General features: G+C 41.4%; 18 protein-coding genes, 1 tRNA gene and 4 pseudogenes. 9 read left to right on the top strand and 14 right to left on the bottom strand.

The genetic code is table 11. The features are described 5' to 3' along the window. Positions 1–19: 19 nt before the first annotated feature. Entirely contained in the window at positions 20–4,510 is a 4,491-nt protein-coding gene (locus tag JMX83_RS04415) for an exodeoxyribonuclease V subunit gamma (RefSeq protein ID WP_201599338.1), read from the bottom strand. A 405-nt stretch (positions 4,511–4,915) separates the two neighbouring features. Between JMX83_RS04415 and JMX83_RS04410 the strand changes: the two genes are divergently transcribed. The 3 genes from JMX83_RS04410 (at position 4,916) to JMX83_RS04400 (ending at position 6,454) form a co-directional block, all read left to right on the top strand. After that, a complete protein-coding gene (locus JMX83_RS04410; protein WP_201599337.1) occupies positions 4,916–5,416 on the top strand; it encodes a hypothetical protein in 501 nt (166 codons plus the stop codon). Between the two features lie 73 nt (positions 5,417–5,489). After that, positions 5,490–6,308, top strand: a complete 819-nt coding sequence (locus JMX83_RS04405; RefSeq protein ID WP_201599336.1) for a hypothetical protein — start codon at positions 5,490–5,492, stop codon at positions 6,306–6,308. 70 nt (positions 6,309–6,378) lie between these two features. Next, positions 6,379–6,454, top strand: a tRNA-Arg gene (locus JMX83_RS04400). A 272-nt stretch (positions 6,455–6,726) separates the two neighbouring features. Here JMX83_RS04400 and JMX83_RS15435 read toward each other — a convergent pair. From JMX83_RS15435 to JMX83_RS04380, 5 genes and pseudogenes are all read right to left on the bottom strand, one after another. Further along, positions 6,727–6,918: pseudogene (locus tag JMX83_RS15435) on the bottom strand (IS3 family transposase); the annotation flags it as partial. Between the two features lie 53 nt (positions 6,919–6,971). Beyond that, positions 6,972–7,241: pseudogene (locus JMX83_RS15430) on the bottom strand (DDE-type integrase/transposase/recombinase); the annotation flags it as partial. A 241-nt stretch (positions 7,242–7,482) separates the two neighbouring features. Continuing rightward, positions 7,483–7,893, bottom strand: a complete 411-nt coding sequence (locus JMX83_RS04390) for a type II toxin-antitoxin system HicB family antitoxin (RefSeq protein ID WP_201599334.1) — start codon at positions 7,891–7,893, stop codon at positions 7,483–7,485. 158 nt (positions 7,894–8,051) lie between these two features. Next, positions 8,052–8,219 carry a type II toxin-antitoxin system HicA family toxin gene (locus tag JMX83_RS04385; protein ID WP_201599379.1) on the bottom strand — a complete coding sequence of 56 codons (168 nt, stop codon included), beginning with the start codon at positions 8,217–8,219 and terminating at the stop codon, positions 8,052–8,054. A gap of 118 nt (positions 8,220–8,337) precedes the next feature. Further along, a complete protein-coding gene (locus JMX83_RS04380) occupies positions 8,338–8,868 on the bottom strand; it encodes a hypothetical protein (RefSeq protein ID WP_201599333.1) in 531 nt (176 codons plus the stop codon). Between JMX83_RS04380 and JMX83_RS04375 the strand changes: the two are divergent. Further along, a pseudogene (locus JMX83_RS04375) lies at positions 8,868–9,371 on the top strand (transposase); the annotation flags it as partial. The gene JMX83_RS04380 and the pseudogene JMX83_RS04375 overlap by 1 nt on opposite strands. Positions 9,372–9,863: 492 nt before the next feature. Then, positions 9,864–10,088, top strand: a complete 225-nt coding sequence (locus JMX83_RS04370) for an antitoxin VbhA family protein (RefSeq protein ID WP_201599332.1) — start codon at positions 9,864–9,866, stop codon at positions 10,086–10,088. Between the two features lie 434 nt (positions 10,089–10,522). Here JMX83_RS04370 and JMX83_RS15190 read toward each other — a convergent pair. Then, positions 10,523–10,819, bottom strand: a pseudogene (locus JMX83_RS15190) (hypothetical protein); the annotation flags it as partial. A gap of 423 nt (positions 10,820–11,242) precedes the next feature. Between JMX83_RS15190 and JMX83_RS04365 the strand changes: the two are divergent. Together JMX83_RS04365 and JMX83_RS04360 are read left to right on the top strand one after the other, a co-directional pair. Beyond that, positions 11,243–11,548 (top strand): helix-turn-helix domain-containing protein, encoded by a 306-nt coding sequence (locus tag JMX83_RS04365; RefSeq protein ID WP_201599331.1) that lies wholly within the window; start codon positions 11,243–11,245, stop codon positions 11,546–11,548. A gap of 18 nt (positions 11,549–11,566) precedes the next feature. Beyond that, complete coding sequence (locus tag JMX83_RS04360; RefSeq protein WP_227675727.1) at positions 11,567–12,829, top strand: type II toxin-antitoxin system HipA family toxin; 1,263 nt, start codon at positions 11,567–11,569, stop codon at positions 12,827–12,829. 433 nt (positions 12,830–13,262) lie between these two features. Here the strand turns inward: JMX83_RS04360 and JMX83_RS04355 are convergent, their stop codons facing one another. The 7 genes from JMX83_RS04355 to JMX83_RS04325 form a co-directional block, all read right to left on the bottom strand. Next, complete coding sequence (locus JMX83_RS04355) at positions 13,263–14,879, bottom strand: NAD(P)/FAD-dependent oxidoreductase (RefSeq protein ID WP_201599329.1); 1,617 nt, start codon at positions 14,877–14,879, stop codon at positions 13,263–13,265. 336 nt (positions 14,880–15,215) lie between these two features. Beyond that, positions 15,216–16,139: a LysR family transcriptional regulator gene (locus JMX83_RS04350; RefSeq protein ID WP_201599328.1), complete on the bottom strand. Its 924-nt coding sequence runs from the start codon at positions 16,137–16,139 to the stop codon at positions 15,216–15,218. A 238-nt stretch (positions 16,140–16,377) separates the two neighbouring features. Next, entirely contained in the window at positions 16,378–18,045 is a 1,668-nt protein-coding gene (locus tag JMX83_RS04345; protein ID WP_201599327.1) for a thiamine pyrophosphate-dependent enzyme, read from the bottom strand. Between the two features lie 258 nt (positions 18,046–18,303). After that, on the bottom strand, positions 18,304–19,572 hold the full coding sequence (locus JMX83_RS04340; RefSeq protein ID WP_227675725.1) for a sodium:solute symporter family protein: 1,269 nt from the start codon (positions 19,570–19,572) through the stop codon (positions 18,304–18,306). 233 nt (positions 19,573–19,805) lie between these two features. Further along, positions 19,806–21,053: a Zn-dependent hydrolase gene (locus JMX83_RS04335; RefSeq protein ID WP_201599325.1), complete on the bottom strand. Its 1,248-nt coding sequence runs from the start codon at positions 21,051–21,053 to the stop codon at positions 19,806–19,808. Positions 21,054–21,125: 72 nt separating this feature from the next. After that, positions 21,126–22,187, bottom strand: a complete 1,062-nt coding sequence (locus tag JMX83_RS04330; protein ID WP_201599324.1) for a histone deacetylase family protein — start codon at positions 22,185–22,187, stop codon at positions 21,126–21,128. Positions 22,188–23,033: 846 nt separating this feature from the next. Then, positions 23,034–23,951, bottom strand: a complete 918-nt coding sequence (locus tag JMX83_RS04325; protein ID WP_201599323.1) for a LysR family transcriptional regulator — start codon at positions 23,949–23,951, stop codon at positions 23,034–23,036. 213 nt (positions 23,952–24,164) lie between these two features. On the opposite strand from JMX83_RS04325, the gene JMX83_RS04320 reads away from it, so the two are divergent. Both JMX83_RS04320 and catC read left to right on the top strand, forming a co-directional pair. Further along, positions 24,165–25,334 carry a muconate/chloromuconate family cycloisomerase gene (locus JMX83_RS04320; RefSeq protein WP_227675723.1) on the top strand — a complete coding sequence of 390 codons (1,170 nt, stop codon included), beginning with the start codon at positions 24,165–24,167 and terminating at the stop codon, positions 25,332–25,334. A gap of 98 nt (positions 25,335–25,432) precedes the next feature. After that, positions 25,433–25,723 carry a muconolactone Delta-isomerase gene (gene catC / locus JMX83_RS04315; protein WP_201599322.1) on the top strand — a complete coding sequence of 97 codons (291 nt, stop codon included), beginning with the start codon at positions 25,433–25,435 and terminating at the stop codon, positions 25,721–25,723. The last annotated feature ends 171 nt before the right edge of the window (positions 25,724–25,894 follow it).

Genomic DNA, 25,894 nt, shown 5'->3' with positions numbered 1-25,894 from the left:
ATAAAAGGGACACTAAGGTCTAGCTATCCAATCCTTTTAGTGCCGTAAACATTGGCTCATATAGTGGTTGCGCCAAGGTGGTTAACGCCGCTGATAAGGCTCTAAAGGCATCTTGATCACGCAGTACATATTGCCAAATGGCATGCTGCGAGCAAGTATCGTATACCATGTCTGAGTTATAATTAGGTCTTAGCCAGTCTGAGAAGTCTGCTCGTTTTGGCCAATAATTGCCACTTTCATTATCATCTTCTTGAGATTTTGAGCACTTAGCCAGATAATTGAGCGCATACTCAGGCAGTAATGTGATGGGGGTTTGACCCGCTAGGTTGCCAAAAATCGCCCACTTTATCAGTTCTATCACTGCATCTTCATAGACGATTGGGCTGAGTTTAAATGCAATGAAATTTTTGTAGGTATCTACTTTTGAGCTGGATTTATTAAAGCGCCAAATACTCACGCCATCATCTAACGCCACTTGCTCAGCCGTGGTGCGTCTGGCAACCTGCCAATATAGATGGGACAACCAAAACTTGAGTAGATGTTTTGGACTGGCAGAATTGGGCAGTATATTTAACCACTGCTTGGGTGACTGCTCAGCATAGCCACTTGTTTCTTGAGTATGAACATCCGATTGTGCCGATACTGGTGCTAATATTGGTACAGGGCCTTTTATCTTAATAGATTTAGGTAGAATTTTAAGCCATGCGTCTGTGTCTATCGGACTGTTTGGGTCGTTATTCACATGGTCGTTATTCACATGATTGAGCACAGCCGCCAAATCTGACAATTCAACGGGTTTTTCTATGGTCGGGGTAAGTAACTGCAAATCTGCCATACCCTCTGTTCTACCTATATTAGGTACAACACGCTCACCAAAACCATTAGCGATCAACTGTTCTTCAAATTCTAGACACTGCTGCTGTAGTTTTTGTTGTTGGTTGGGCAACGTGGTTTGGCGCGCCACCCCTGCTGGTATGATTTTCTGATACATCAACGTTGAGCTGTCTTGCTGAGCCGTGTTATCCGTACGCTTATCGGTGGCCAGCTCTTTAATCAAATGATCTTTGATCTGATAGGTTGTCAGGTGATCCAAAAACAATGGCTCTTGATGCGCCATCGCTTCCTCACCTTGTACCACATGCACTTTTTGAGACCGTAAAAACGCTTTGGCAGGGTGGCGCACTTGATACACCAACATACCTTCGACATCTATCTCCCCAATGTTGAATACAGCGTCACGCATCGCTTGGTTCATATCACTGACATCATTAGCATCAACAAAAGTATCCAGCCCTAGCATATTGGCTAATGTAGACACGATTTGATGATCTATGTTCCCCAGTCCACCCAAGCGATGACCCAGCATTTGAGCAATGGCTTCGTACTGTATTTTTGTGGGCAGACCAATCAGTTGTGGATGCTCGCTAGATCTTCTTTTCTGTAGTGTCTCAAACACCGCTTGCCACAGCGGCGCCGGAGGGAATTGCTTTTTCTGAGCCAGCTTGGTTTTGCGCATGGCTTTATTTAGCAACCTATCTAGCTCATCGGCTACAGTAGTATCAGGGTTGCTATCGCTAACATCATGAGACGTATTGCTTGGATCAGCATTGACATTGGACGTATCAGTCTTTTTCTCAGAAGCCCCTTCAATATCTACTTCAAACAAGCTCTTGTGAAAAGGTAGTGCTGGATGCTCAGTGACCAGCCACTCTTTGATGAGCTTTGGTAAATAACGTTTAAGGCTTTCTGTCGTTGGATCAATACTTTCAGGCAAAGTATCAAGCGAGTTGACCTGCCACTGTACCTCACCTTGCAAAAACTGTAGCAGCTCACTCACTGGGTTCGCTGGTAGATGCTCATGGGTGTCGGTCAAGCTTTGGCCATTGTAGAATATCCAACACGCACTACGCGCACATAGTAGGGCATCCAAAAATGCCCCGTTATCGTCATCCTCACTGACTCTATCACCGCGCCGTGAATTGGTCGCTTTAATCAAGTCATATCGGTTATCACGATCACGCCCTGGGAACTCAGAGAGATCCATATTGAGCATCACTACCAACTCAAATGGTACGTTGCGTAGCGCACCAAATCGACCAAAAGTGATCACCCCCGTCGGTTCCGCACTGACTTGCTGGCTTTCAAGCTCAGCTTCGATACTGTCTAGCATAAAACTCAGCTTTAGCGGTAACTGCTCGACGCCTGCCAGCTTTTGCTCCACCTCTACCCTATTAGTATCACCACTGGAGTATTGTCTATAGTGACGATTGGCACGTAAGCTCGATTTAAAACCATTCATGGCATTATAGATGGCGCGCATCGTACGCGTTTGATCGACATCGCCAAAGTAGCGATGAATCACTTGGCTCTCAATCTGATCGAGCCAATCTTCCGCCTTCATTTTTTGTGTGTGGTCATCACGCCTTGCTACCAAGCCAGTATAGATACGGCAAAGCGCTTCTACAATCATGGCATCATTTAGACTGACTTGCGCGAGCGGTATACTCATCTCAGGCATAGCCGTACTCGGCCATTCCTCCTGAGCTAAGGGATACAGACAGTCGCTCAGACTCGCCTCTGGCATGATTAATCCCAAAGTCAGTCTGTCTAATGCTTGTGCGAAGCTAAAGCGATAATCATAGTCATTAGTATCTAAGGTTTGTTTCAGATGGCGCTCATCAAACCCACGGATAAATCCAGCCTCCACCAACAAGTCACAACCACGGCTCATCTGCTCATGGGTCAAACCAAAACTCTCAAATAAGGGCGGCAGCATCAACCAGTCTAAAACCTCAGCCGCTTCAAAACGGGCGCTATGACTGCCAAGCAGCTTATAGAACCCAATAATCGCTTCCCATAACTGGCGAATATCAGCATCGACAACACCAGTCACCTTAGCAGGTAAAGTCAAACCATCTTGACCTTTGCCACTAACAAAAATAGAGCCAATCAGCGCATGATGACGCTCAACATCAGGTAGCAGTACCACAACGTCTGATATATGGCGCTTTTTCTTACCAGACTTGATGGGCTCATTGAGCCAACGACCAATCATAATACGCAGTACTTCAAGTTGGCGCTGTAGGTTATGACAAGAATGAATGCTTAGGCTATTGTCTTGAGAAGAGATTGCCCAAAAGCGATCTTTTTCGAAACGCTTATTCTCTAGTACCTCATCGTCATACCATGACGTTTCTTGCTCAAAATCCAATGCTATTTGATTGCTGACGGCTTCTGAGACTTTTGCCGCTGTCGCTTTCTGAGTTGATTGCTCATCAAGCATCAACACATCGTTTTGCAAACGGCGCAATAAACTTGGGCTATGTTCTGCTGCTTGCAAACTAGCATCGTCATCACTATTACTGGTGCTGCCCTCAATGACACTACCAGTTTCGCCGTCAAACCTATCACTAAAGTTATCTTGCCACTCCACCAGCGCCTCTTGGTATTGCTCATTACCTGACAAATTAGCGAGCATTGCAAAAGTATCACGAGACTGTTTGCCTAAACGTGACAGCAAACTGTGCCCGTAATCACGTAAAAACACGCTTTGGGGATTAATGATCTGTTGGCGCTGTAGCCACGCTTTATCGACAATATCTGCCCAAAACAGCTTTGAGGGATTGTAGTGTAGTAGCGTGATGTTCATATATTTTGACAAGCGCTGTAAAAAATCGAGCTCAGTCTGTGGCAATTGCTGAATGGTAAAAATACGCAGCACTTTGGGTAGCTTGGCACGCTCATTTGCCTTATTATTTTCTAGCGCTGACCAAAAGGTATTCTCAATTGCCACGCGGTGCTGATGTACATCAGCAAATAAATGCGACCACAAAAAGCGCTGTGCAACCTCTAGCTCTACATAGTGCGCCACCAACCACTCAGGCGTACCGCGCGCATACTGATCAAAACGTAGGGACAATGCATCTTTATCTGCGATTAGTTTATCCACATCAAGCGGTTTGTTGTGCGACCATAGCGCCAGCCAATCCTCACGGTGAGTCAAGTAACGGTTAAATACTCTTGCCAAATCGCTTGCCAGCTGCCAAATGCGGGCATCTTGTTGCGCTTTATCTTGCTTAACCCCTTCTTGTGGCTCGTCAATCAAAGATGCTAACAACGGGTGCACAGGATGCGTGTCATCATTGACAATCGACGATTGATAGTAAGTTAGGTATCCGAATAGTCGCCACTGCATCACCGTTGGCGACAGCACGGCAACTTCGGGCACGTTTAAGGTTGCTGCGTCAGGATTAACCTCTAATAAATAGGTATTATGGCGAGTTAACACATCCTGCATGAGTGTCCACTGATACTGACCCCAAAATTTGGTACGTACCAATGTACTGATGCCAGCACGGCTAGCAATGGTTTTATCCAACCAATCGCCCAATACCATTGACGGTACAATAACGATAAAGGGTTCAAAAATGTTCTGGCTCTTTGATTGATATTGCACCAATAGCTGGTCAACGAGATTTTCGGTACGATGTGACTGAATGATAGTAAACATAGACAATAATCTGATTGGAATAAGAGTAAGCGCTGAGAGCCACTGTTGGTTACAGCTAACCTGTCAGTCACTACACTTGTAATAAAAGTGCCATAGAAAGTAGCAATGAAGCCTGAATTGATACTCATCAATACATCTTTGGCAGTCGTCACTGTAATGCATTTCTGCTAGCATTATATGATGTACAATACGCTTTCATAAATAGCGTATATGTTCTGTCAGTGTGCCACTGATATTCGATGTTTACCAGTATAGATATCAGCATTATACTATCTTGCGACATCTAATGTCGCTTTGTAGCACTGCTCATAATTATGATAATAAAATATACATTGCCGCTCTTTTAAGTTATTTTCTATACCTTATTTCGACCTAACCTTCATTATCACGAGATGATTTAACATTATGCCTTTGCGTCCTATTGATGCCATCTTTGTTCATCCTAAACAACGTTTATACGTTGTTTACTATCGTGGTGAGCTATGGCAATTACCGCGTATGAAAATCGATGATAAATCATGGCAAAACAGACGTCCTTATACTGACGACAGTGGTTCACTTTACCTGAGCATTCACCAAGCCATTAGCGATCCTGTATTGGCACAAAAATTACGTACATTAGATTTGCCTGTTGCAGTACGTGGTAGCACCTTATCGCGTTTTGAAGCATGGTGGGAGGCGCATGGGTTTAAATGGCTAAAAGACAAGCTCATGATCGGCCAGTCGCCATTAGCTGCACATCAAGCGACAGCCTATGCAAAAGCGATTGATAGCCAGCCTGCCTCGCTTAGTAATAACCGTACTGAGAATAAAACCCCAGCTTCTATGCCTTTTTTTGTGAACACGGATGTGTTTGCAGAGATGTTGACAGAGTTAACCAATGAAGTACTCGATCAAAAGCTTTGACTCAAGCCATATATCACCTATAGTGTGTTGTGTAAATTTTGAGCTGAATCTATTAATAAAAGAGCGGTAATATATGAAAGACTACAAGCTGCTACTGGCTGGGCTAATTTTATTGCTGCTAGCAATTTTTATCGCTCTGATTACGTGGTTGTGGACCCACAATCGTAAGAATATAGATCCGCTACCTATCATGGCAAGTGAGAATGAGTCTGTAACTGCTAAAGGCGATGAGACTGCCAAAACTGTGCCTGATAGTGTCCTGTATGTCCGTGCAGCAGAGAATCTGCAAGTGCCGTTGGACGATATTATTGTCAGTTTTGAATCTCGTTATCCTCATATTCAAGTATTGGCAAACTATGTGCCGCCAAACACACTTTTGACCTTATCAAACAATAATATCGTTGCTAACAACGACAGCGACGCCGCTTTTAATACAGACGTCATTATCGCAAATGATAGGCTATCGGCAGATCGTCTCGCGCCGTTACAAGCAGAGCTGACAGCGTCTCAACACCAAGATAACCAGAGTAAGGAAAACACCAATACAATTATTACAGAGGATGAAACCGATAGCGGAAATACTGATAGTGAGCAGGCAACTACCGAGAACGATAATAAAGAGGCACGTACACTAACCTCTTTTAATTATGCCTTGAAAGATAAGCAGGAGCTCGAAGGCGTTGTTTTGACAGACCGTACTGTTGCCGTTAGTTTTCGCAATTTCTTACTCTCTAGTACGGGCCAAGGTATTTTAGAAAAATACGATTATTATAATATTAATGGTTATGAGAATAGCGTGAACGACTTGTTTCAACCAACATCACGGGCAAAAAAGGCATCAGGTGATAATCCAGTAGATGTCGCTGATGCTCTTAGCAATGGAGATAAATGACAAATTATCCCTATTTGTCTTTTGTTGATTGCTTTTATGGCGGCTTTTTCCTACAATGTCACTCCATAATGCGCCTATAGCTCAACAGGATAGAGCAGTTGCCTCCTAAGCGATCGATCCGAGTTCGAGTCTTGGTGGGCGCACCATCAAATATAATTTTAATTACCGATAATCCCTTGTATGCCACGCGCTACAAGGGTTTTTTATTGTCTATTACACGATAGCTTACGATTAATAACGGTATCTGCTACTTGTACGCGGCAATAATAACGGTATTATAGACGGTATCCATCGATACCGCCAAATAGGATACCGTCAAAATGGCTAAAATAATAAAACCATTGACCGACTCGCAAGTTAAACAGGCCAAGCCTGCTGATAATCCATACAAATTGACTGATGGTGGTGTATTGATCAGCTAATTTAGGACACCTGATAAGAGGTTTTGATTAAAGTAACGTCTTTCTTTTTCAGCCGGCGATAAATAATGATTGAAGCTGTGCGGTCTTACCGTTTGGTAGTAACCCCAGATATAATCGCTAATAGCACTTGACGCTTCAGCTGTATCCTCGTAGCCACCCTTAGGCATCCATTCTGTCTTAAAGCTTCTAAAGAAGCGCTCAGTGGGTGCATTGTCCCAACAATTACCTTTTGGCTCATACTTTGTGTCATGCCCTCACAACTAGACACAGATTCAGCGTATGCCTTGCTAGTGTAATGTGTTCCTTGATCTGAGTGAAACAAGACACCACTGGGTTTAAGTCTCGTCTGATACGCCATCTGTAGTGCTTTAGTAGTCAGCACACTGTCAGGTGAGTCTGAGACACTAAAGCCCACCACATGTCGTGCAAACAAATCTAATAATACCGCTAAGTAACACCAGCCGATTTTGATACGAACATAAGTCACATCACCTGTCCAATCTTGATGAATTATTTAATGCTTCTGGGTTCAAGATTGAATCAAACGAAGATTTTGAGGCTATTCCAGACGAAAAGTGGGAAAGCTTTATCCAAGAAAATACTACTTACGAAAGCTGGCAAGAAATGCAAGAAGCTGCTGGCGTAGAATACGCAAGAAATATGCTACTTAAAGGGTTGAAATAAAATGTTTGTATTTTTTACCATTAATAAAAAGCCCCGCTAATGCGAGGCTTTTTATTAAATAGCTAATATCAATGTGCAAAAAAATTCTTTTCTGCTAATAATGCAATAAAATTACTTCTACTCTTATAACGTTCTTTATTGCTTGCAACTTTCTCATCAATCATATGAATCAGACGACTTGGTAAAGTTACATTGATTTTTTCAGTTTTTCCGAGATAACGATTTACATCGACTGGCGCTAAAGCCCAAGTTACACCTTCGTACTCTGGATTATCCATATAAGCACCGATATCAGAAGGAAGTGGAATTTGTTCTCCGTCTTCTACCAAGCCTTCTAAATGCAGCTCGATAGCTTCAATCGCCATATCAACAGCATCTTGATAGTTATCAGCAGCAGAAAAGCATCCTGGTAAATCAGGTACACGGATACCATGCGCTGTATAACTATCTCCTCTCTCGATTGCGATAGGATAAAACATGGCTAGACTCCTTTATATAGGTTTTATTAATTCAACGGTATAGATTATTTCAAAACAGATTTTTTATTAGTATTTACAAGTTAGCTGTAGTCAAACGTTAGCTTCGTTTGCAAACAAAGCTAACTATTGCTAAAGCCACTGGATCATTTCAATCCAGCTTATTTGAAAATACTATTAACAGTACCTTTCGGTAGGTCTTTTTTAGGGTGTGGGACAGTAACCCTGCCCTTTTTAGTTTTATGCTTGTACTGAAAATGACTACCCTTAGCGGCGACCCAATACCATCCATCTGCTATGAGCATATCTATAAGCTCGGATGACTTAATAAAAACCTCCTATAATCAAAATTCATTTTTATTATAACAACCATAACCCTAGGGTTATAAATTATTAAGTACAATATAACCCTAGGGTTATGAGATGTCAAATTTATTCTTAAATATTTCAAAAAGGGGAAAAATCAGCTACTGCGATAACCTCGCCAGCCACCGCAACCTTGACGTCCATATTCTGAGTTGATGGTAGGTTAACCGCAATCTCTGGCACAACCTGCCACAGCACAAGCCGTGATAATGTAGGAGCAAGCTCTGACAGCTCGCAGATATTTACCACTGCATCAAGTTTAATACGAATACGACTGGTCAAAAATCTATCTATACGCGCGGTATCGGTCAGATATGAGGGGTATTTGTGCGCTAAGGATTTAGAGTGCCAAAGCCTCACAATTTCATTTTGTTTGGGGTATAGCATATCAAGAACAAACTGCAAAAATCCCAGCCCGCGCTCACTTGCCAGCGCTTGCCAATTGGCATAGATAATCCGTATCAGCCTGTCTGACAAGGCCTCATCATCACGTCTAAGCACTACCAAACCATTTAGCTTGGTAAAACGTTCGACAACAGACTGACTGCCCTGCCACGGTACGCTATAGCTAAAAATATCGTTCAGCGCGTCAAGACAGTATTCATCTACCACTGATGCAAATACAAAACCGTGGAGTACAAGGTATCCTCATTGCCTTTGTCGATGGTTTAAGAGGCTTCCCTGATGACATTAATACCGTCTATCCCAACGCTAAAGTAGTAGGGGCTGATTTAAAGACCATCTACGGCGCTGATACGCTTGAGATAGCAGAGGCCGATCTTGAGCATTTCGATAAGGTGTGGGATAATAAATACCCGCACGTGGTCAAGTCTTGGCGCAGCAACTGGGAGGGCTTAACGGTGTTCTTTGAGTATCCTAAAAACATTAAAACAGCCATTTATACCACCAATGCTATAGAATCACTGAATAGTCTCATTCGGACGGCGGTGAATAAGCGTAAGGTGTTCCCATCTGATCAAGCCGCATTCAAGGTGGTGTACTTAGCCACCCAGCAGGTATCCAAAAAGTGGTCGTTGCCAATTCGTAACTGGACGGCTGCTCTTAATCGTTTTATGATTATGTTTGATGATCGTATCAGTAAGCATTTAATCTAAAGGGCAGTTACACAGAATCTGGGATGGGCTCTCTTATGCAGGGGACGAAATAACTAAAAATATTAATATTCATTCTTTAAGTTTCCGACAATCCCGGGACGGTTCAGAGCGTGTATTACTCTTCTAGATTTTAGTATATTTGGTAACTGCTGCCATATATTTACCGTGTAGAATTCATCGAAGACCTTTACCTACGGCACTAATATTTACGCAAAGTTTGGGAAAATCTCAGTTTGGTAGGAATTTGATCACGGCTATATTTTATTCTGTTCAATGACTTCTAAAATCTTGTGAGCTTTCCATATATATCTAACGTTTAAGTACCATTTGCACGCTATCACACTAAATGACGCAGAAATCGAGAGCCCAAAAAATAGTGAGAAATGGTTAATGGGCAACTATCGCAAATTTTGCGACAGTTACATCATTTTCTAAAATGCAGTTATCGCAAAAATTGCGACAACTGCTTTAATTTATGAAATGGAAAGAAAAATGTCTGATGATCGCCCTATCCTTGTAAGTGAAGCCGAAATTGCGAAGCGCCGGCATAGCAACGCATTTACTGCAGGTAGCTTTGCAGTAGACAATATACCTGCAAACCCTGACACTCAGCACCTTTTTGACGATTTTGTGGAAGGTCGAATTGCTACCAATGAGGAATTAATACAACTGTTACATGCTCATTATTCTAAAATAATAAACCCACCTAAGCCTTGATGGTTTAGATACATACCCTTTTAGCCTCCATTAGTTATGCTTTTACTTTACTAATGACAATCCAAAATCGAGGATTTACAGTCGGAGTCAGCAGGCGTAAAAGAGTTAAAAACACTAAATGACGCAGGAACGTACGCTGTTTTTTAGAGCGTCTATTGCTCCTCTGAATTTTATTGAGTATACCTATGGCTAACCAATCAGTCCTCCATTGATTCGGTACCCTAGTGAGGACTTGGATCTTGGTCTGTAGACTATTGGTAGTAATGGTTAGAGTTATATAAATAATTGTAGTGTACTTCACAGTGCATTTTTTTGGTAGTTAAACAGAATTCGGGATGGGCTCTGTCACACTGCTTGAGCTATGCTGAAGAAACCGTAGTGAACCCTGCCCTCAAATCCATATAATTAAACTTGAGACACTTTAGTTATGCAACCTAACGATAATAACCAAACCACATCTGCCTTGGCGATCTATAGTTTAAACCTTTTTTAATTCTCGTTTCAAAGCAGTGCTTTGCTAATCGCTCCTCATTATAATCAAGCTCAACATACTTAATAATATCGTTGATGGCTCCAGTTCTTATTTCAAAGTCTTGATGATACATAAGCTCATTCTTACTTGAGGAGCAGTACTCCTCACCCGAAAAGCTTTCTATGTGTGCGTTATCAAAGCAGTTGCCTTTGCCACTAACTGAGCTGTTAAAGTGATGCTGCTTGATGATGTGATACGCTTAGCTACAATACTAGGCTAGGCTAGGCTAGGCTAGGCTAGGCTAGGCTAGGCTAGGCTAGGCTGAAGAAAACATATTGCCCTAACACTATGGCCGCTCTTGAAGAAATCAAGTATTTTTTTGATAGTCATACTTTTATCAGGTGCCGCAGTCTTAGATTTTTGGCGTACAACATTATCAACAATAGAATATTTTCAACAGCATAAAGAGATAAAATCTTGAGTGCAAAGTCATCGCTAGCCGCTGATGTTATAGCCTACCAAACATTTATTATCTTTAAAATTATTTAGCTGACTTTTTTAATATCGGGGTTTAATTACAAATATTTTTTGCTAATTATTTATTTCAGAAAAACAAGCATTCATATTTGAATGACTAAGTGCTAAAATAATGGTTTAACACTCTTATATGATTGATTAAATTATGAATGTAAGGTTTGATTTTTATACGCCAAGTGAGATTGCCGAGATTTTAGGTGAACGCTTAAAAACGCAGCGATTGGCATTAAACTTAACACAAGCCGCCTTAGCAGAGAAGGCAGGTATTGGCGTCAGCACTGTAGCTCGCATTGAATCAGGTCAAGGCGGTACATTAGATAACGTGATCAGGCTCGCTATGGGGCTTGGCATGGTCCATCACTTTGCTGAATTGTTTGATATAGTACCTACCAACATAGAAGAGGTTATCGCTAAGAAAAATTCGCGCTTGCGTGCCTCAAATAAAAGCTGACATAAGGTAACCAATTCAGTGTATCAACCGATATCAATTGTCAATATTTACTACCAGGGATTCGGGGACAAACGTCTTATCGGTAAATTAACAATGGATGGGCGACGCCCTACCTTTGGCTATGATGCAGCGTGGCTGGCTGATGGACTGGAGCTGTCACCCATTGAGATGCCATTACGAGCAGCACCGTATTATGGTACTCATGCGTCGAGCCATTACTTATGCGGATTATTATCAGACAGCTTACCCGATGGTTGGGGAATGCTACTAATGGATAGGTTTTTTCGCAAATTTATGGACAGCTCTGCACAACAAGTGAATGTTTTGGATCGTTTGGCTTATATTGGTGATTCTGCAATGGGTGCGCTTAGCTTTGAGCCACAACAAGACCTGTCAGGCGCTGATATAGATATCACTGATTTTACTTTATCTAAACTAGCCGCTGCCAATCAATCGATTTTATCTGGACAAGATAGTGACATACTGGCTGAGCTCATCGTCATTGGTGGCTCACCACAAGGCGCAAGGCCAAAAGCACTTGTCCTATATGATGAAGCAACCGAGTTTATTGCTACGGACTTAACAAGCGAACAGCCATCCGCAACGCCGTGGCTGATTAAGTTCCCTGCCCAATCTGAGCATAAAAGCGTTTGTCTATTAGAGTCACTTTATGCTGATATGGCTAAGCAAGCAGGCCTAAACATGCCTGCGCATCATTATTTTGATATCGGTAAACAACATGCTGCTTTTGGGGTTGAGCGTTTTGACCGCATGGGCAATCAACGCGTTCATACTCATACACTGGCGGGTTTGTTAGATATTGACTTTCGCATTCCTTCAATAGATTATTTGCAGTATTTGCGCTGCGTGCGTATGTTGACTCAATCGCAAGTTGCTGTAGAAGAGGGTTTTAGACATGCTGTATTTAATGTCATCTTTAATAATAAAGACGATCATAGCAAAAACTTCTCTTTTATGATGGACGAGGCTGGCAGGTGGTCGTTATCGCCCGTCTATGATCTCGCTTATAACTCAGGTATGAATGGTTATCACCAAATGGATGTAACTGGTGAAGCTCAATACCCTACCCGATCTCACTTACTAAAATTGGCGAAGCAAGCTGATATTAAGCGAAACAAGGCACAAGCTATTATTGATCAGGTAGCATCAGTTGCTGAGGACTTTTTGACTGTTATTAAAGATCATAACATTGAGAAAGAATTATCAAATCAGGTTATTCATGATATAAAAGCCAATCTCAATCGGATGGCAAATCAATAGACCTTAAGAAGTTGTTAAATTTGTTGTTAAAAATAAATACTTAACTACCTTATCCCTTAATAATAAAGGATTATACTAAGTTAGTCGTTGCGTGGTGGGCGCACCAATCATGGTATTTTTAGCTTATTTTAAAGCCCCACAACCTTCTGATTATGGGGCTTTTTTACTTCTTATCGCGTCATAATATTGCATAACTTACGATGTATTTTCATCTAGCATATTGTCAAAACACAGAATATCCGGCATCGCTTATCAACCCAATCAGCTCATGCTTTTAAGATGTCCAAATTTATTGAAAGCATGAGAATAATTCTCCACCTTCAAAATAAAAAAATCCTTTCAAGCTATTAAGTATAAAGCTTGAAAGGCTTTTTCGATCACATATTTTTATCTAGGTAAGAGAGTTGATACTGTGGTTTGCCTAAAGCCGCTCTTACTCTATGTTCAATATCGATTTCGCCACAGCTTCGGCCACTTTAATGCCATCAATCCCTGCTGATAATATACCACCTGCGTAACCAGCGCCTTCGCCTGCAGGGAATAAGCCTTTGGTATTAATGCTTTGAAAATCTTTATTGCGTTTAATACTTATCGGTGACGATGTTCTGGTTTCTACGCCAGTGAGTAAACCGTCATCAGATGAAAATCCTTGGATTTTTTTATTAAACGCTGGAATGGCTTCACGTATGGCATCCACGGCAAAGTCTGGTAGTGCTTTGCTTAAGTCGGTTAAGGTAATGCCCGGTGTGTAGGAGGGTTTTACATCGCCTAATTCTGAATTTGGTTTACCTTTTAAGAAATCGCCAATGGTTTGCGCTGGTGCACTGTAGTCTTTGCCGCCTAATTCAAACGCTAAAGTCTCTAGTTGTCTTTGCAAATCGATACCGGCAAGAGGGTGACTTGGGTAATCTCGCTCTGGGTCGATACCTACAACAATAGCACTGTTGGCGTTGCGCTCGTTTCTTGAATATTGGCTCATGCCGTTAGTGACAACACGGCCCTCTTCTGATGCTGCGGCAACAACCGTTCCGCCTGGACACATGCAGAAGCTATAAACAGAACGACCATTTTTGCAGTGATGAACCAATTTATAATCCGCAGCGCCAAGTATTTCGTTTCCAGCATTGTCGCCAAAGCGTGCTTTATCTATGGTTGACTGCTTGTGTTCAATCCTAAAGCCAATCGAGAAAGGTTTTGCTTCAACATACACGCCTTTATCATGGATCATTTGGAAGGTATCACGGGCGCTATGACCAATAGCAAGAACAACATGGCTAGTTTTCAAGGTTTCGCCATTATTCAGCGTCACGCCAGTTACTTTTGAGTCAGTTATATGCAAGTCGTCTACGCGAGTAGCAAAACGGATTTCACCGCCAAGCTCTATGATCTGGGCACGCATTTTTTCTACCATACTAACTAATTTATAAGTACCTATGTGCGGTTTACTAACAAACAAAATCTCCTCTGGTGCGCCTGCTTTTACAAATTCTGTCATTACTTTACGGCCATAATGATTTGGATCTTTCACTTGGCTATATAGTTTGCCGTCGGAGAACGTACCCGCGCCGCCTTCACCGAATTGTACGTTTGATTCTGTGTTTAATTTACGCTGACGCCAAAAGCCAAAGGTATCTTTGGTACGCTGTCTTACTTCATTACCACGTTCAATGATAATAGGTTTAAAACCCATTTGAGCAAGGGTGAGTCCTGCTAATAAACCACAAGGTCCAAAACCAATAACCACAGGGCGCTCAGTTAAGTTCTCAGGTGCTTTACCTACATATTTGTAGCTGGTATCTGGTGTTGGTTTAATATGGTTGTCTGACTCAAATTGAACCAGTAAATCATTGGCCAAATCTGAGTCGGTCAGTATGATGTCTAGCGTATAAATTAATTGGATATTTCTTTTATTACGAGCATCATAACCACGTTTAAACATCACAAATGACGCCATTTGCTCAGCAGAGATTTTAAGTTTTGTCGTTATAGCAGTCGTTAGATCTTCAGGTGCATGATTTAATGGCAATTTAATTTCAGTTAAACGTATCATTGGTTACTCATAAACTCGTGTAGAAAACAGTCTCGCATTTTACTGGTACTGATACAAATAAGCGAATAAATATTTTACTTACGCAGCCTGATGGTAAAAGTCAGGCCACATCTTTCTTGGCTATCTATAGCTCAAACCCTTTTTAATACTCGTTTCACTGTGAGCACAGCTCTTGTCTTGCAGCACTGCAAAGCAGTATTCTCAAAACCCAAAAAGCCTGCCAAGCTTTATATTTCATCGCTTGACAGGCTTTGTTGATGTCATAGGTATTATCTAAAAACTATAATAGTTCTGGATCATTGCAAATTAGATAATAAAGCCTTTACAGAATGTCGATCAAAGAGAAACATCAAACTCTATAATTTCCTCGATAAATTTGGCTTCGATAGCAGACAAAGCGCGATGCTTGTGCCAAAAAATATATATAGGTATGTCCGCAATCCCATCACTTGGGGGCAAACGTCTAAGTTTAGATGCTAGATGAGTCGCAGCAACGAATTGATCTGGCAAAGCGCCTATGCCATATCCTGTGTAAATCAGTCGAACCAGTTCATCTAAGTTATTTGTGTAGGCACTAACATGACCAGTAAAATCATGGGCTTCTTTAAATAACGTTATTGGCGAGAGCACATCACCAATCGCTTCGCTATTAAATGCAATAAAATTTTCTTTTAATATATTACTAAAACTCAATTCCTTCACCGAAAATAAAGGATGGTGATAGCCACAATATAGATAATAACGTTGATTAAAAAGCATCTTTTGATTGAGTGTATCGGATGTATGCTTTGCTAAACAAATACCAATAGCGGGATTTTTTTGCTTTAAATCATTTAAAATATCCATACTTGATTTGACCGTCAAATCTAACGTAATGTTTGGATACTTCTTTTTGAAATAGACTAAAAAATCATTATATTTAGGATTATGAAGGCGACTAGCGACCAATAGTTTAATGTTACCTTCTAAAAGGTGTAGATTACTGCCTCTCATCGCTTCAATAGACGTAATCTCTGTAAATATTGTTTGAGCCACTTGAAGGCAATAGCGACCAATCGGTGTAAGCTCCAGCGGCTTGGTATTACGAATCACAAGCTGGCTTTCAAGTTGCTCTTCAAGCTTTTTGAGACTTTGGCTAACGGCAGATTGGGTAATATTGAGACGATCAGCCGCCGCGCTAATACTGCCCTCTTCACATATAGCAATTAATACGTGCAGTAATGTCCAGTTTAAATTGTCTGCTAATTTCCGTTGTATCATGGTAATTTCAGCACTTATATTCTAAATATATTGATAACCAATTAATATGAAAGGCCTACCAAAACTATGGCAGGCTTAGTCTTTGCGATACGCATTTAACCGCTAAATTTTCAGCGCGCCTTTCATTGTTGTCCTTAGTCCATAATACAATACAGCTAGAGATAATGGGCCAGTATAAATGCTTATTTATTGTATGGCTTGTCATGACCCTGTTTTGTCAAGACAAGCTAATGGATAGCTAAGGTGTTAGCTCATCAGGATCTGTAATCACATGTAGCAATACAGTCTTGCGCTCTTTTGTGACGATTCTCAACGCATCGGTCACACTAGTTGCGATATCTTTGTTATTATCGATTCGTATACCATGTGCCCCAAAAGCGTTGGCGAGTGCTGCAAAATCTGGGTTCTGCAACTGAGTGCCAGACACTCGATCAGGATAATGCGCTTCTTGATGTTGGCGAATGGTACCAAATTGCTGATTGTCCATTAAGACAATTAAAACAGGCGCATCATAACGAGTAGATGTGGATAGCTCTGCCTCATTCATCATAAACTCGCCATCACCAGTAACCACTATCGATAAACGTTCAGGCGACTCTAATGCAGCTGCGATACCTGCCGGCACACTATAGCCCATTGCCCCATTTCTACTACTCAACTGACTTGGAAAAATATTCGTTGGTAAAAACTTCTGCGCCCATAGGCAATGATTGCCAGCGCCAAAACTGTAGACAGCATCATCAGGTAACTGTTCAGTCAACGCTTTGATAACTTGGGTCATGCTGGCGTATGTCTGATCAGTATTTGTTTGCTCAGCACTATCAGTTGTTACGAGTATTTCTGGAAAAACACAATCTTTTCTTTGCTGCTCATGACAATAGTTAAACCAAGCTTTTCGAGAATCTGAACTTGCCAGCGACGTTTGGCTAATTGCTTTGGTAAAGCTAATAGGACTAGCGACGATATGCTCAGTCACTGAACCACTATGACCGCGCAAGCTTGTATCTAAATTAACAATATAATTAGGCTTTTCAAAGGACTGTCTTAACTTATACCCATCACTAGCCACGTCCCCTAATACAGTACCTATCGTCAGCACTATATCGGCGTCTTCAATTAACGCGGCACAGTCATCCGAGCGCCCATAACCTAGGTAACCTGCATGGGCAGGAGAGTCAAAAGCTACTCTGTCTGAGGCACGCCAATCATGAATAACAGGAATGGCGTTGTCTTCGGCGAACTTCGTTAGCTGGGTAGAAGTCTCTGTCGTCCAATTTTGCCCTCCTGCAAAAATCAGCGGCTTTTTGGCAGTCGATAATGCATCTACTATTATATCAAGCTTGCCATCACTTACCGCACCTTCAGCGATGGGAATCACTGGATGCAATTGCCCATGGAACTGCTGTTTGATGATATCTTCAGGCAGTCCGACAACCACAGGACCCGGTCTCCCCTCTAACGCTGCATGAAATGCTTTTGCGACAATCTCAGAGGCTCTTGACACTTCATCTAATATTAATACGCGCTTACATTGACTGCCAAACCACTGATTGGGGTCAAACTCTTGGAACGACTCTCGGTCTCTGTCAGAAACAGGGATAAGTCCAATAAACAATATAAGCGGTACACCATCTTGCCATGCCGTATGAATACCAGTATAAGCTTGTGCCGCTCCCGGTCCACGAGTCACCATAGCGATACCAGGCTTACCCGTAAATTTACCATGAGCGTCTGCCATATAGGTACAGGCCGCCTCATGTCGACATACGATTGTTTGGATATCAGCACTGTATAATCCATCTAATACCGATAGATAACTTTCACCAGGAACAACATAGGTACGATTAACCCCATGTAATTGGAGACTGTCTACGATTGCTTGACCACCATGGATTGTATTACTCATTTTTTATCTCCACATTACTTTGAAAATATTGACTATGACGCTATGATTTAAATGATAAGTTATCTGATTACCCCATAAATCCCTTTATTAGGATAATGAAGGGACAACCACTTTAAATATTAGACTTCTTGCAAAAATAGTGTTTTATTGACCTCTGCTAATATGGTGTATCAATGGTTAACAATAATTTATATAAGAGATCTTCCCATCATCATTTTTTAGTAAAGAACGATAGTTGAGTACATAACTCGTCAGTTATCAAATATTACTACTGTTATCACTAGTCATTAACGACACAACAATAACTAACAAGACTGAGACTGGGAAACCAATAAATATCGGATGCAAACCAAATGGATGTCCAAGTATTTGCCAAGTTACTGCAACGATTAAACCAACCCACATGGCCACTACGCCACCCAATCGAGTCGCTTTTTTCCAGAATAGACCAGCAATCACTGGCGCTAACAAACTTGACACTAACATAGCGGCACCTGTCACCCATAAACCAACCAATTTCGGGATAGATAGCGCTAGCAGTAAAGAGAATATTGAAACTATCAGAACTGAAAGGCGACTATACTTTAACAAGCGACTATCAAGATCCGGGCTATCCTGTAGTCTTGGTTTAATGATATCGTTTATAATTGAGGAGGCGCCAGCCATACAAAAAGAGTCGGCTGTTGATATGACCGTTGCAAGTAGGGCAATAATCATCACTACAATCATCGGAAAACTAAATACGTCTCCAATAACTATGTAATAAGTGAGACTAGAGTCAATGTCTCCTAGATTCAATCCAAAGCGGGCCATAACACCGATAGCAATAATCATGAAGGCAGTCACAGCACCTAAGACAACAGCTATCCAATATCCGTTTCTGGCTATTTTAGCGCTGCCCGCAGCCCAAAATCTTTGCCATAAGTCCTGTCTAAGGAACTGATAAGCCCCAATGGTTAATAGATAAACAAATACTTCAGAAGGTGAGATACCAAGTATACTCAAAAACTCACTCTGATTAGCAAGTTCGGCTTGTTTAGACACTACTTGCAAGCCACCAGACGCCAAGATTACGGTTACAAACAGGATAAAAACACCAACTGTCTGTATTGTTCCATGAAAGGCGTCTTGCCAAATTACGGACTTCATTCCACCGTAATAGGTTTTTAACGTCAGTAAAACCCAACTGATTAAAATACCAGTTGTTATATTTAATCCCATTGTCAAATTAAGTATGGTGGCAATGGCTGCAAATTGCATTCCTGTCAACGCACAGTTTGCAACTAAAACACTTACAACTGTAGGAATTCTAGCGCCCTCGCCAAACCTTAAAACCGTATAATCTGCAATGGTCACCATTTGATACTTTTCGCCAATTGCCCGAATTTTCTTTAAAAAGAACGCCAGCATCAGCACGCCTGATATGAAAATCGCAAAATTTAGCCATTGTTGTCCCATCCCATATAAAAAGCCATTCTGCATAAAACCTAATAACGTCGCACCACCAACACCGAAACAACTGACCACTTTTAGAATGGAGGGAGGTTCTTATATTGAACATCCTTGTTATATTATTAAGTCGAGCAATTGTCCTCATAAATTTTATATCGCTCACCCTTAAGCATTCATCGACAATGAGTCATTATCAAAAAAACTTGCTTTGTGAATACTGTAGGGCATAGGAACGTTACTGATTTATAGAGCGCTTCTATGCTTTACGATCATGAAATACCTATTAAATGCCCTGCCCATGGTACCTATCAGTTTTCTATAATCGCTGTTTCTAACACCGCATGTAACAACACATTAGTGCCTGCAATCGCCCATTCAGAGAAAATCTCTTCATCTTCATTGTGCGATATACCATCCACGCAAGGGCACATAATCATTGCGGAAGGTGCCACATCTGCTATCCAAAAGGCATCATGTCCAGCACCAGAACAAATATCAATATTCGAGTAGCCCAACTTACTCGTTGCACCACGAATGATGTCTACTAATTTAGTATCAAAAGCGACAGGATTTTTGTGCCCTACTACCTCAATTGAGCAACTCACATCCAGCGCAGATGATATTTGATGAACTTTAGCTTTTATCTGATCACATAACTCATCAAATTTATCTTGCGCAGCTGCCCTGATATCTATGGTGAATACCACTTTGCTCGGAAGCACATTACGAGAGTTTGGAGAAACATCAATCTTACCCACTGACACTGCGGTATTGGGTTGGTTATCCATGATCAAATCATGGGTAACATGAATTATTTTGGCCATTGTTAAAGAAGCGTTTGACCTCATCGTCATTGGTGTCGAGCCAGTATGAGCAGCCTTGCCTGTCAATGTCACTTCAAGAGCAGCCAAGCCTTGACCATGCGTCACCACCCCTATTAACTTATCTTCTGCTTCTAAGATGGGACCTTGCTCAATATGGTATTCGTAATAAGCCTGTATTTTAGGCTCCCCAACGGGCATATCGCCGAGCCAACCTGTGCGTATCAACTCATCTTTTATGCTAATGCCGTCTGGATCTTTGCAATGATATGCATATTCGAGATCATATTTATCAGCATAGACGCCTGATGCAATCATGGAGGGTGCGAAGCGTGAACCTTCTTCATTTGTCCAGTTTGCGATAACGATTGGGTGTTTAGTTTTAATGTTATGCTCATTAAGTGAACGCACCACTTCTAGGCCAGCCAAAACGCCCAAAATACCATCATATTTACCGCCTGTAGGCTGCGTATCGAGATGAGAACCTATCATGATGGGTCGTGCACTTGGATCAGTACCCGCTCTAAAAGCGAACATAGAGCCAAGCTCATCAACTTTTACCACCATACTTTCAGCTTCACACCAATTCTTGAAAAGAGTACGACCTTCACTATCTTCATCTGTTAGCGCCTGTCTATTGCTGCCTCCAGCAATACCTGGACCAACCTTGGCCATATCCATCAAAGAGGCCCATAAGCGACTCTCATTGGCAGTGATCTCAGTATTTTTTATCATTTTAGTCCAACCTCTAAAGGCTCTAATTTCGTTAGATATCTCGATAAACAATCAGTAATAGCTTAACTATAACTAGTCATTATTGACGATCTTTTCCGCAGTAAACCCAGAGAGGAAAGCTTGTAAATTTTCATTGAGCTTTTCTATGCAATACCCTCCTTCGACCAGCACAATGACCGGTTTGTTTATTGCTTGGATTTTCTCTGCCAAAATTTTGAAGCCTTCAGTGCTAACATGACATTTGGCTTGTGGATCATCTTTATAAACATCAAACCCTAAAACATGAACAATAACGTCTGGGTCAAAGAGTTTCAAAGCGTCGATTGATTGATCGATGTAATGAAAAAATCCAGATTCATCTGTGCCGTGTGGCATCGGAAAATTGATGTTATATCCATAGCCCACGCCTTCACCTCGTTCGTGCTCATGACCGGCGACGACTGGATAAAAATTGATAGGACTACCATGTACAGACGTATATAACACATCTTTGCGGTCGTAGAATATTTCTTGAATACCCTGACCATGATGCATATCCGTATCGATAATGGCGATTTTTTGAAATTTTTGACGTAGATGTTCAGCGATGATGGCAGCATTATTTAGATAGCAAAACCCACCTGCTGCGCTCTTACGAGCATGATGGCCTGCAGGTCTGGTCAGGCATATTTGCACATTGTTTTGATTAAGATTTTGATTGTCACCATCGTTTAATAAGGCCTCGGCTGCATTAAGTGCCGTTTGAGCCGACCAGTAAATAGACGTCCATGAATGTTCACCAATAGGGGCACTGCCATCCGCTTGATACTTAGCGGCTTTTGCCAAAATACTCAAGCCATCATTATTATTTGGCATATAGATAGTAGTCTGGACCTCTTCACCCATGTCTTCGTCTACCGCTATCCACTCACTGTAGGCGTTCTTCAAAAAATTCACGTACCCCAAATCGTGTACTGCTAAAATCGGTGCTATACCTATCTCTTTAGCCATCGTGATTTTCAATTTTAGAGCTTCTGGTGCTTTTAAAAGCTCAGTCAAACGCTCAGGCTTTTCTTGCGGCTGACGCATTTTCCCTCGAGAAAAATAACTTTTCGGATGATGAAGCATTTGATTTTCGTGGTTATAAATTTTCATTTTAAACATTCCTTTGTTTGTAAAGCATTTAAAAAAATAGTATTAAAAATCCTAATATATTTACCGAAGCATATTAGGCTACACCTTATGGTATATAGCTAAATTTAATAGGTTTTACTTGTTTTTCTCTAATATATGTTGCTGAAAAGTCACAGTCAAACGTTATAAATTAATATTAAATATAAGAATAGCTAATACCTATAAAGCTAATTATATAAGGAATTGTTTAATTGAAATTACAGTGGAACTTTTGATTAAAGATTAAAAAACGCATGAGAAAGCGCCCAAGCGTCATTATTGTTTTGTATGAAAAGACGCTGTTTGAGCTACGTTTAAGAAACTGTACGATCAAAATTGGCAAAGTAAGCGTCTTAATCAAAGTTTGCCATGACAAAAAATCAGAAACTAAAGTGACAAATTTAAAGCCAAGGCTGTCAAGAAGATAACCATCTTAGAATAAACGTCAACTTAAAATGGTCGAAGAGAAATGAGAGATATTGAAGGATAAAACGAAACACTGTTTCGCCCTGACGCAAGACAAGAGCCATGCTTGTAGTGGGACTATCACTAAAAAGAGTTCGGTCTATAGATCGCCAAGAAAGGTGTGGTTTGACTTTTGCCGTCAGGACGCGTAACTAAAATATCTCAGGTTTGATTGTACGGACTTGATAGCGGAGTCAGACAATTTGAAAAAAGCAGCATTTCATCCATCATTTTAGTCACTTATAGTGTTTTAAAAAATGCTGAACTTACCAAACTGCGATGATAAATATAGCTTGTAGATAACTGCTAAGCTAAACGTTCGCATATTTTTATTTAGGTAAAAGTTTAAATGTTAAGATATTTTCAAATCCTCTCACGCCTATAGTCAAAACCTTCTGCATCGTAGATTTGATAAGTAACGTTTAGTAATGTTTTTAGCAGCTCCGATTTGTCAAAATGTCTGACACTCATCACAATTGGGGAGGTGATCAATCCATCTTCAAAAGGGATATAAGTCACTTCTTGATTACGCAAATGCTCAAGCGTTTTTGGCACAATGGTCAAGCCCTCACCTGCTGCCACCAGTCCCAGTGCCACATGCAACTCACGCACTTCTGTAAAATAATTGGCTTTTAATTTCCGTGCTACAAACAATTCCAATACATAATCTATAAAGCTAGGGCGCGGCGCGGTTGGATATAACAATAGATTTTCGTTGGTCAGATCAATTAGTCTGAGACTGGTGCGACCTTCTTTTACTAAAGGATGATCAATAGGAACAGCAACGACCAAACTCTCCTCTCGAAGCACCATCCGCCTAATAGAAGCGTCCTCGAATAATAGCCTACCAAACCCCACGTCTATTTTTCCGTCTACCAACCCTTGCGTTTGTTGCCAAGAGTTCAGCTCATAAAGTTTAATCTCTATATTAGGATATGCCTCGCGGAAATGGGCAATCACCTTTGGCAAGAGCCCGTATAGAATCGATGAGACAAAGCCGATAGACAGCGTATTATCAAAATTGCCTTTACGAATAGTCATCGCACGCAGATCATCTGACTTTTTTAATATCTGAATGGCATGATCATAAAAAAATTCGCCTGCTTCAGTCAGCTTAAGCGGACGATTTTCTCGATCAATAAGCATGACACCTACCTCATCCTCTAACTGCTTAATCTGTCTACTAAGCGGCGGCTGTGAAATATACAGACGGGTTGCCGCTTTATTAAAGCTTTTTTCTTCTGCAACTGCCACAAAGTAGCGTAAATGCCTCAGTTCCATCTTCTTTCTTCCTTGATATAGATAACAATGCCAGCTGAGTAAGATTAGACGTCATAGTCTTTATACCTAAAGAACATAACATGAGGCAAGATGAATATCAAAATACCTAAAAGGTATTAAAAGTAGACCAAATAGGTCTTAGACATGCTGATACCTAACATTTATAGTTCTTATTAAGCATACGGAAGCACTATTCATCAATTAGGGACTGTCATGATTCGTTCAATTAATACCTTGCTGGTACCAATACCTACTATCCGAGCACACAAGCTTGCTTGTACCGTCATGAACGAACAAGTACTCGTACTAGTACACATCCAAACAGAAGATGGCTATGAAGGCTGGGGCGAAGCGACAACGATTGGTGGTCTAAGCTACGCTGACGAAAGTCCTCACAGCATCAAAACCAATATCGATACCTACTTTGCCCCATTATTACTAAAAGAGCAGCCTACCAACGCAGCAAAAGCCATGCAACTGCTGAATATTCATATCAATGGCAACCGTTTTGCAAAATGTGCGATTGAAACCGCGTTACTCGATATTGAAGGTAAACGTCTGAACCTGCCTGTTAGCGAGCTCATCGGTGGTCGTGTCCGTGATCGTATCGAAGTGGCATGGACACTTGCCAGCGGTAATACCGCGACCGATATCAATGAAGCCAAGCAAATGGTTGCACAAAACAGACACCGCATTTTTAAATTAAAAATTGGCAGTCGTCCTATACTTGACGACGTGGCGCATGTATTGGCAATCAAACAAGCCTTACCCAACTGCCGCATCACGGTCGATGTCAATCAGGCTTGGACAGAGCTTGAAGCAATGAAAGGTATCAGTCTATTACAAAATGGCGGCGTTGATCTTATCGAGCAACCCGTCTCGATGCGTAATAAGTCAGCACTGAAGCGCTTAACTGAACACTTTGATGTACCGATCATGGCAGATGAAGTGGTTCAAGACCCACAAAATGCTTTTCAATTAGCAGCCGACCACTGTGCAGATGTTTTTGCGGTAAAAATTAATCAAGCAGGTGGCCTAAAAGCAGCCTGTCTGATTGGACAAATGGCGCATTTAGCGGGCGTGGAGCTTTATGGCGGTACAATGTTAGAGGGCCCTATTGGCACAGCAGCATCAGCCCATGTGTTCTCAACATATCCGAGTTTAAGGTTCGATACAGAGCTGTTCGGCCCACTCTTATTGACTGAAGATATTTTAGCGCAGCCATTAGATTATCAAGACTTTGGCCTAAATGTCCCTACAGGTGCAGGTCTGGGCATCGAGGTTGACAGCGACAAAGTCTATCACTATGCCAAGCAGGCCGCAGCCATGCTAACAACGCCATCGTTAGATTATGCAAATAACGCTTATAGTGAGACCGTGTAACCGAGCACTATTGGGTATAAGAATATACCTATAGCAATAAAGGCTGATAGAAAGCCATTATCAGTCGCACTCCCTTCATTAAATGTAAGGAAACAGTTATGTTATATCACGTCAGAATGGATGTTTTGCTACCGACCGATATGGATGCAGATGTCGTCAATGAGCTTAAAGCCACCGAAAAAGCCCTGTCGCAAAAACTACAAGAGCAAGGCAAATGGCGTCACATATGGCGTTTGGCTGGTGAATACGCCAACTTTAGCATCTTCGATGTTGAGAGTCATGAAGAGTTACATGACATTATGATGTCTTTGCCACTTTATCCTTATATGAAAGTTGAGATCACCCCATTACTCCGTCATCCATCCTCTGTGCGTGATGACGATAGCTGATAACTGCTAATGCTATCGATAGGTGTAATCACAACCAGACACCTCTTCAATAGCACAACTGACTAACAGCTCCTTATTTCTTATTACTGAACAGCCGTGGTCTATATGAGACCAAGCGTACTTTATCACCCAAAATTTGCTCAAACAGTCAATGAGACAAACAAAATTCGA

Origin of the sequence: Psychrobacter piscatorii (genome assembly GCF_904846415.1) — a bacterium.
GTDB lineage: Bacteria > Pseudomonadota > Gammaproteobacteria > Pseudomonadales > Moraxellaceae > Psychrobacter > Psychrobacter piscatorii.
This window is presented reverse-complemented; position numbering and strand designations above follow the sequence as displayed.

Coding starts and splice junctions, on each gene's coding strand:
- JMX83_RS04415 (WP_201599338.1), bottom strand. CDS start 4,510: ATGTTTACTATCATTCAGTCACATCGTACCGAAAATCTCGTTGACCAG.
- JMX83_RS04410 (WP_201599337.1), top strand. CDS start 4,916: ATGCCTTTGCGTCCTATTGATGCCATCTTTGTTCATCCTAAACAACGT.
- JMX83_RS04405 (WP_201599336.1), top strand. CDS start 5,490: ATGAAAGACTACAAGCTGCTACTGGCTGGGCTAATTTTATTGCTGCTA.
- JMX83_RS04390 (WP_201599334.1), bottom strand. CDS start 7,893: ATGTTTTATCCTATCGCAATCGAGAGAGGAGATAGTTATACAGCGCAT.
- JMX83_RS04370 (WP_201599332.1), top strand. CDS start 9,864: ATGTCTGATGATCGCCCTATCCTTGTAAGTGAAGCCGAAATTGCGAAG.
- JMX83_RS04365 (WP_201599331.1), top strand. CDS start 11,243: ATGAATGTAAGGTTTGATTTTTATACGCCAAGTGAGATTGCCGAGATT.
- JMX83_RS04355 (WP_201599329.1), bottom strand. CDS start 14,879: ATGATACGTTTAACTGAAATTAAATTGCCATTAAATCATGCACCTGAA.
- JMX83_RS04350 (WP_201599328.1), bottom strand. CDS start 16,139: ATGATACAACGGAAATTAGCAGACAATTTAAACTGGACATTACTGCAC.
- JMX83_RS04345 (WP_201599327.1), bottom strand. CDS start 18,045: ATGAGTAATACAATCCATGGTGGTCAAGCAATCGTAGACAGTCTCCAA.
- JMX83_RS04335 (WP_201599325.1), bottom strand. CDS start 21,053: ATGATAAAAAATACTGAGATCACTGCCAATGAGAGTCGCTTATGGGCC.
- JMX83_RS04330 (WP_201599324.1), bottom strand. CDS start 22,187: ATGAAAATTTATAACCACGAAAATCAAATGCTTCATCATCCGAAAAGT.
- JMX83_RS04325 (WP_201599323.1), bottom strand. CDS start 23,951: ATGGAACTGAGGCATTTACGCTACTTTGTGGCAGTTGCAGAAGAAAAA.
- JMX83_RS04320 (WP_227675723.1), top strand. CDS start 24,165: ATGATTCGTTCAATTAATACCTTGCTGGTACCAATACCTACTATCCGA.
- catC (WP_201599322.1), top strand. CDS start 25,433: ATGTTATATCACGTCAGAATGGATGTTTTGCTACCGACCGATATGGAT.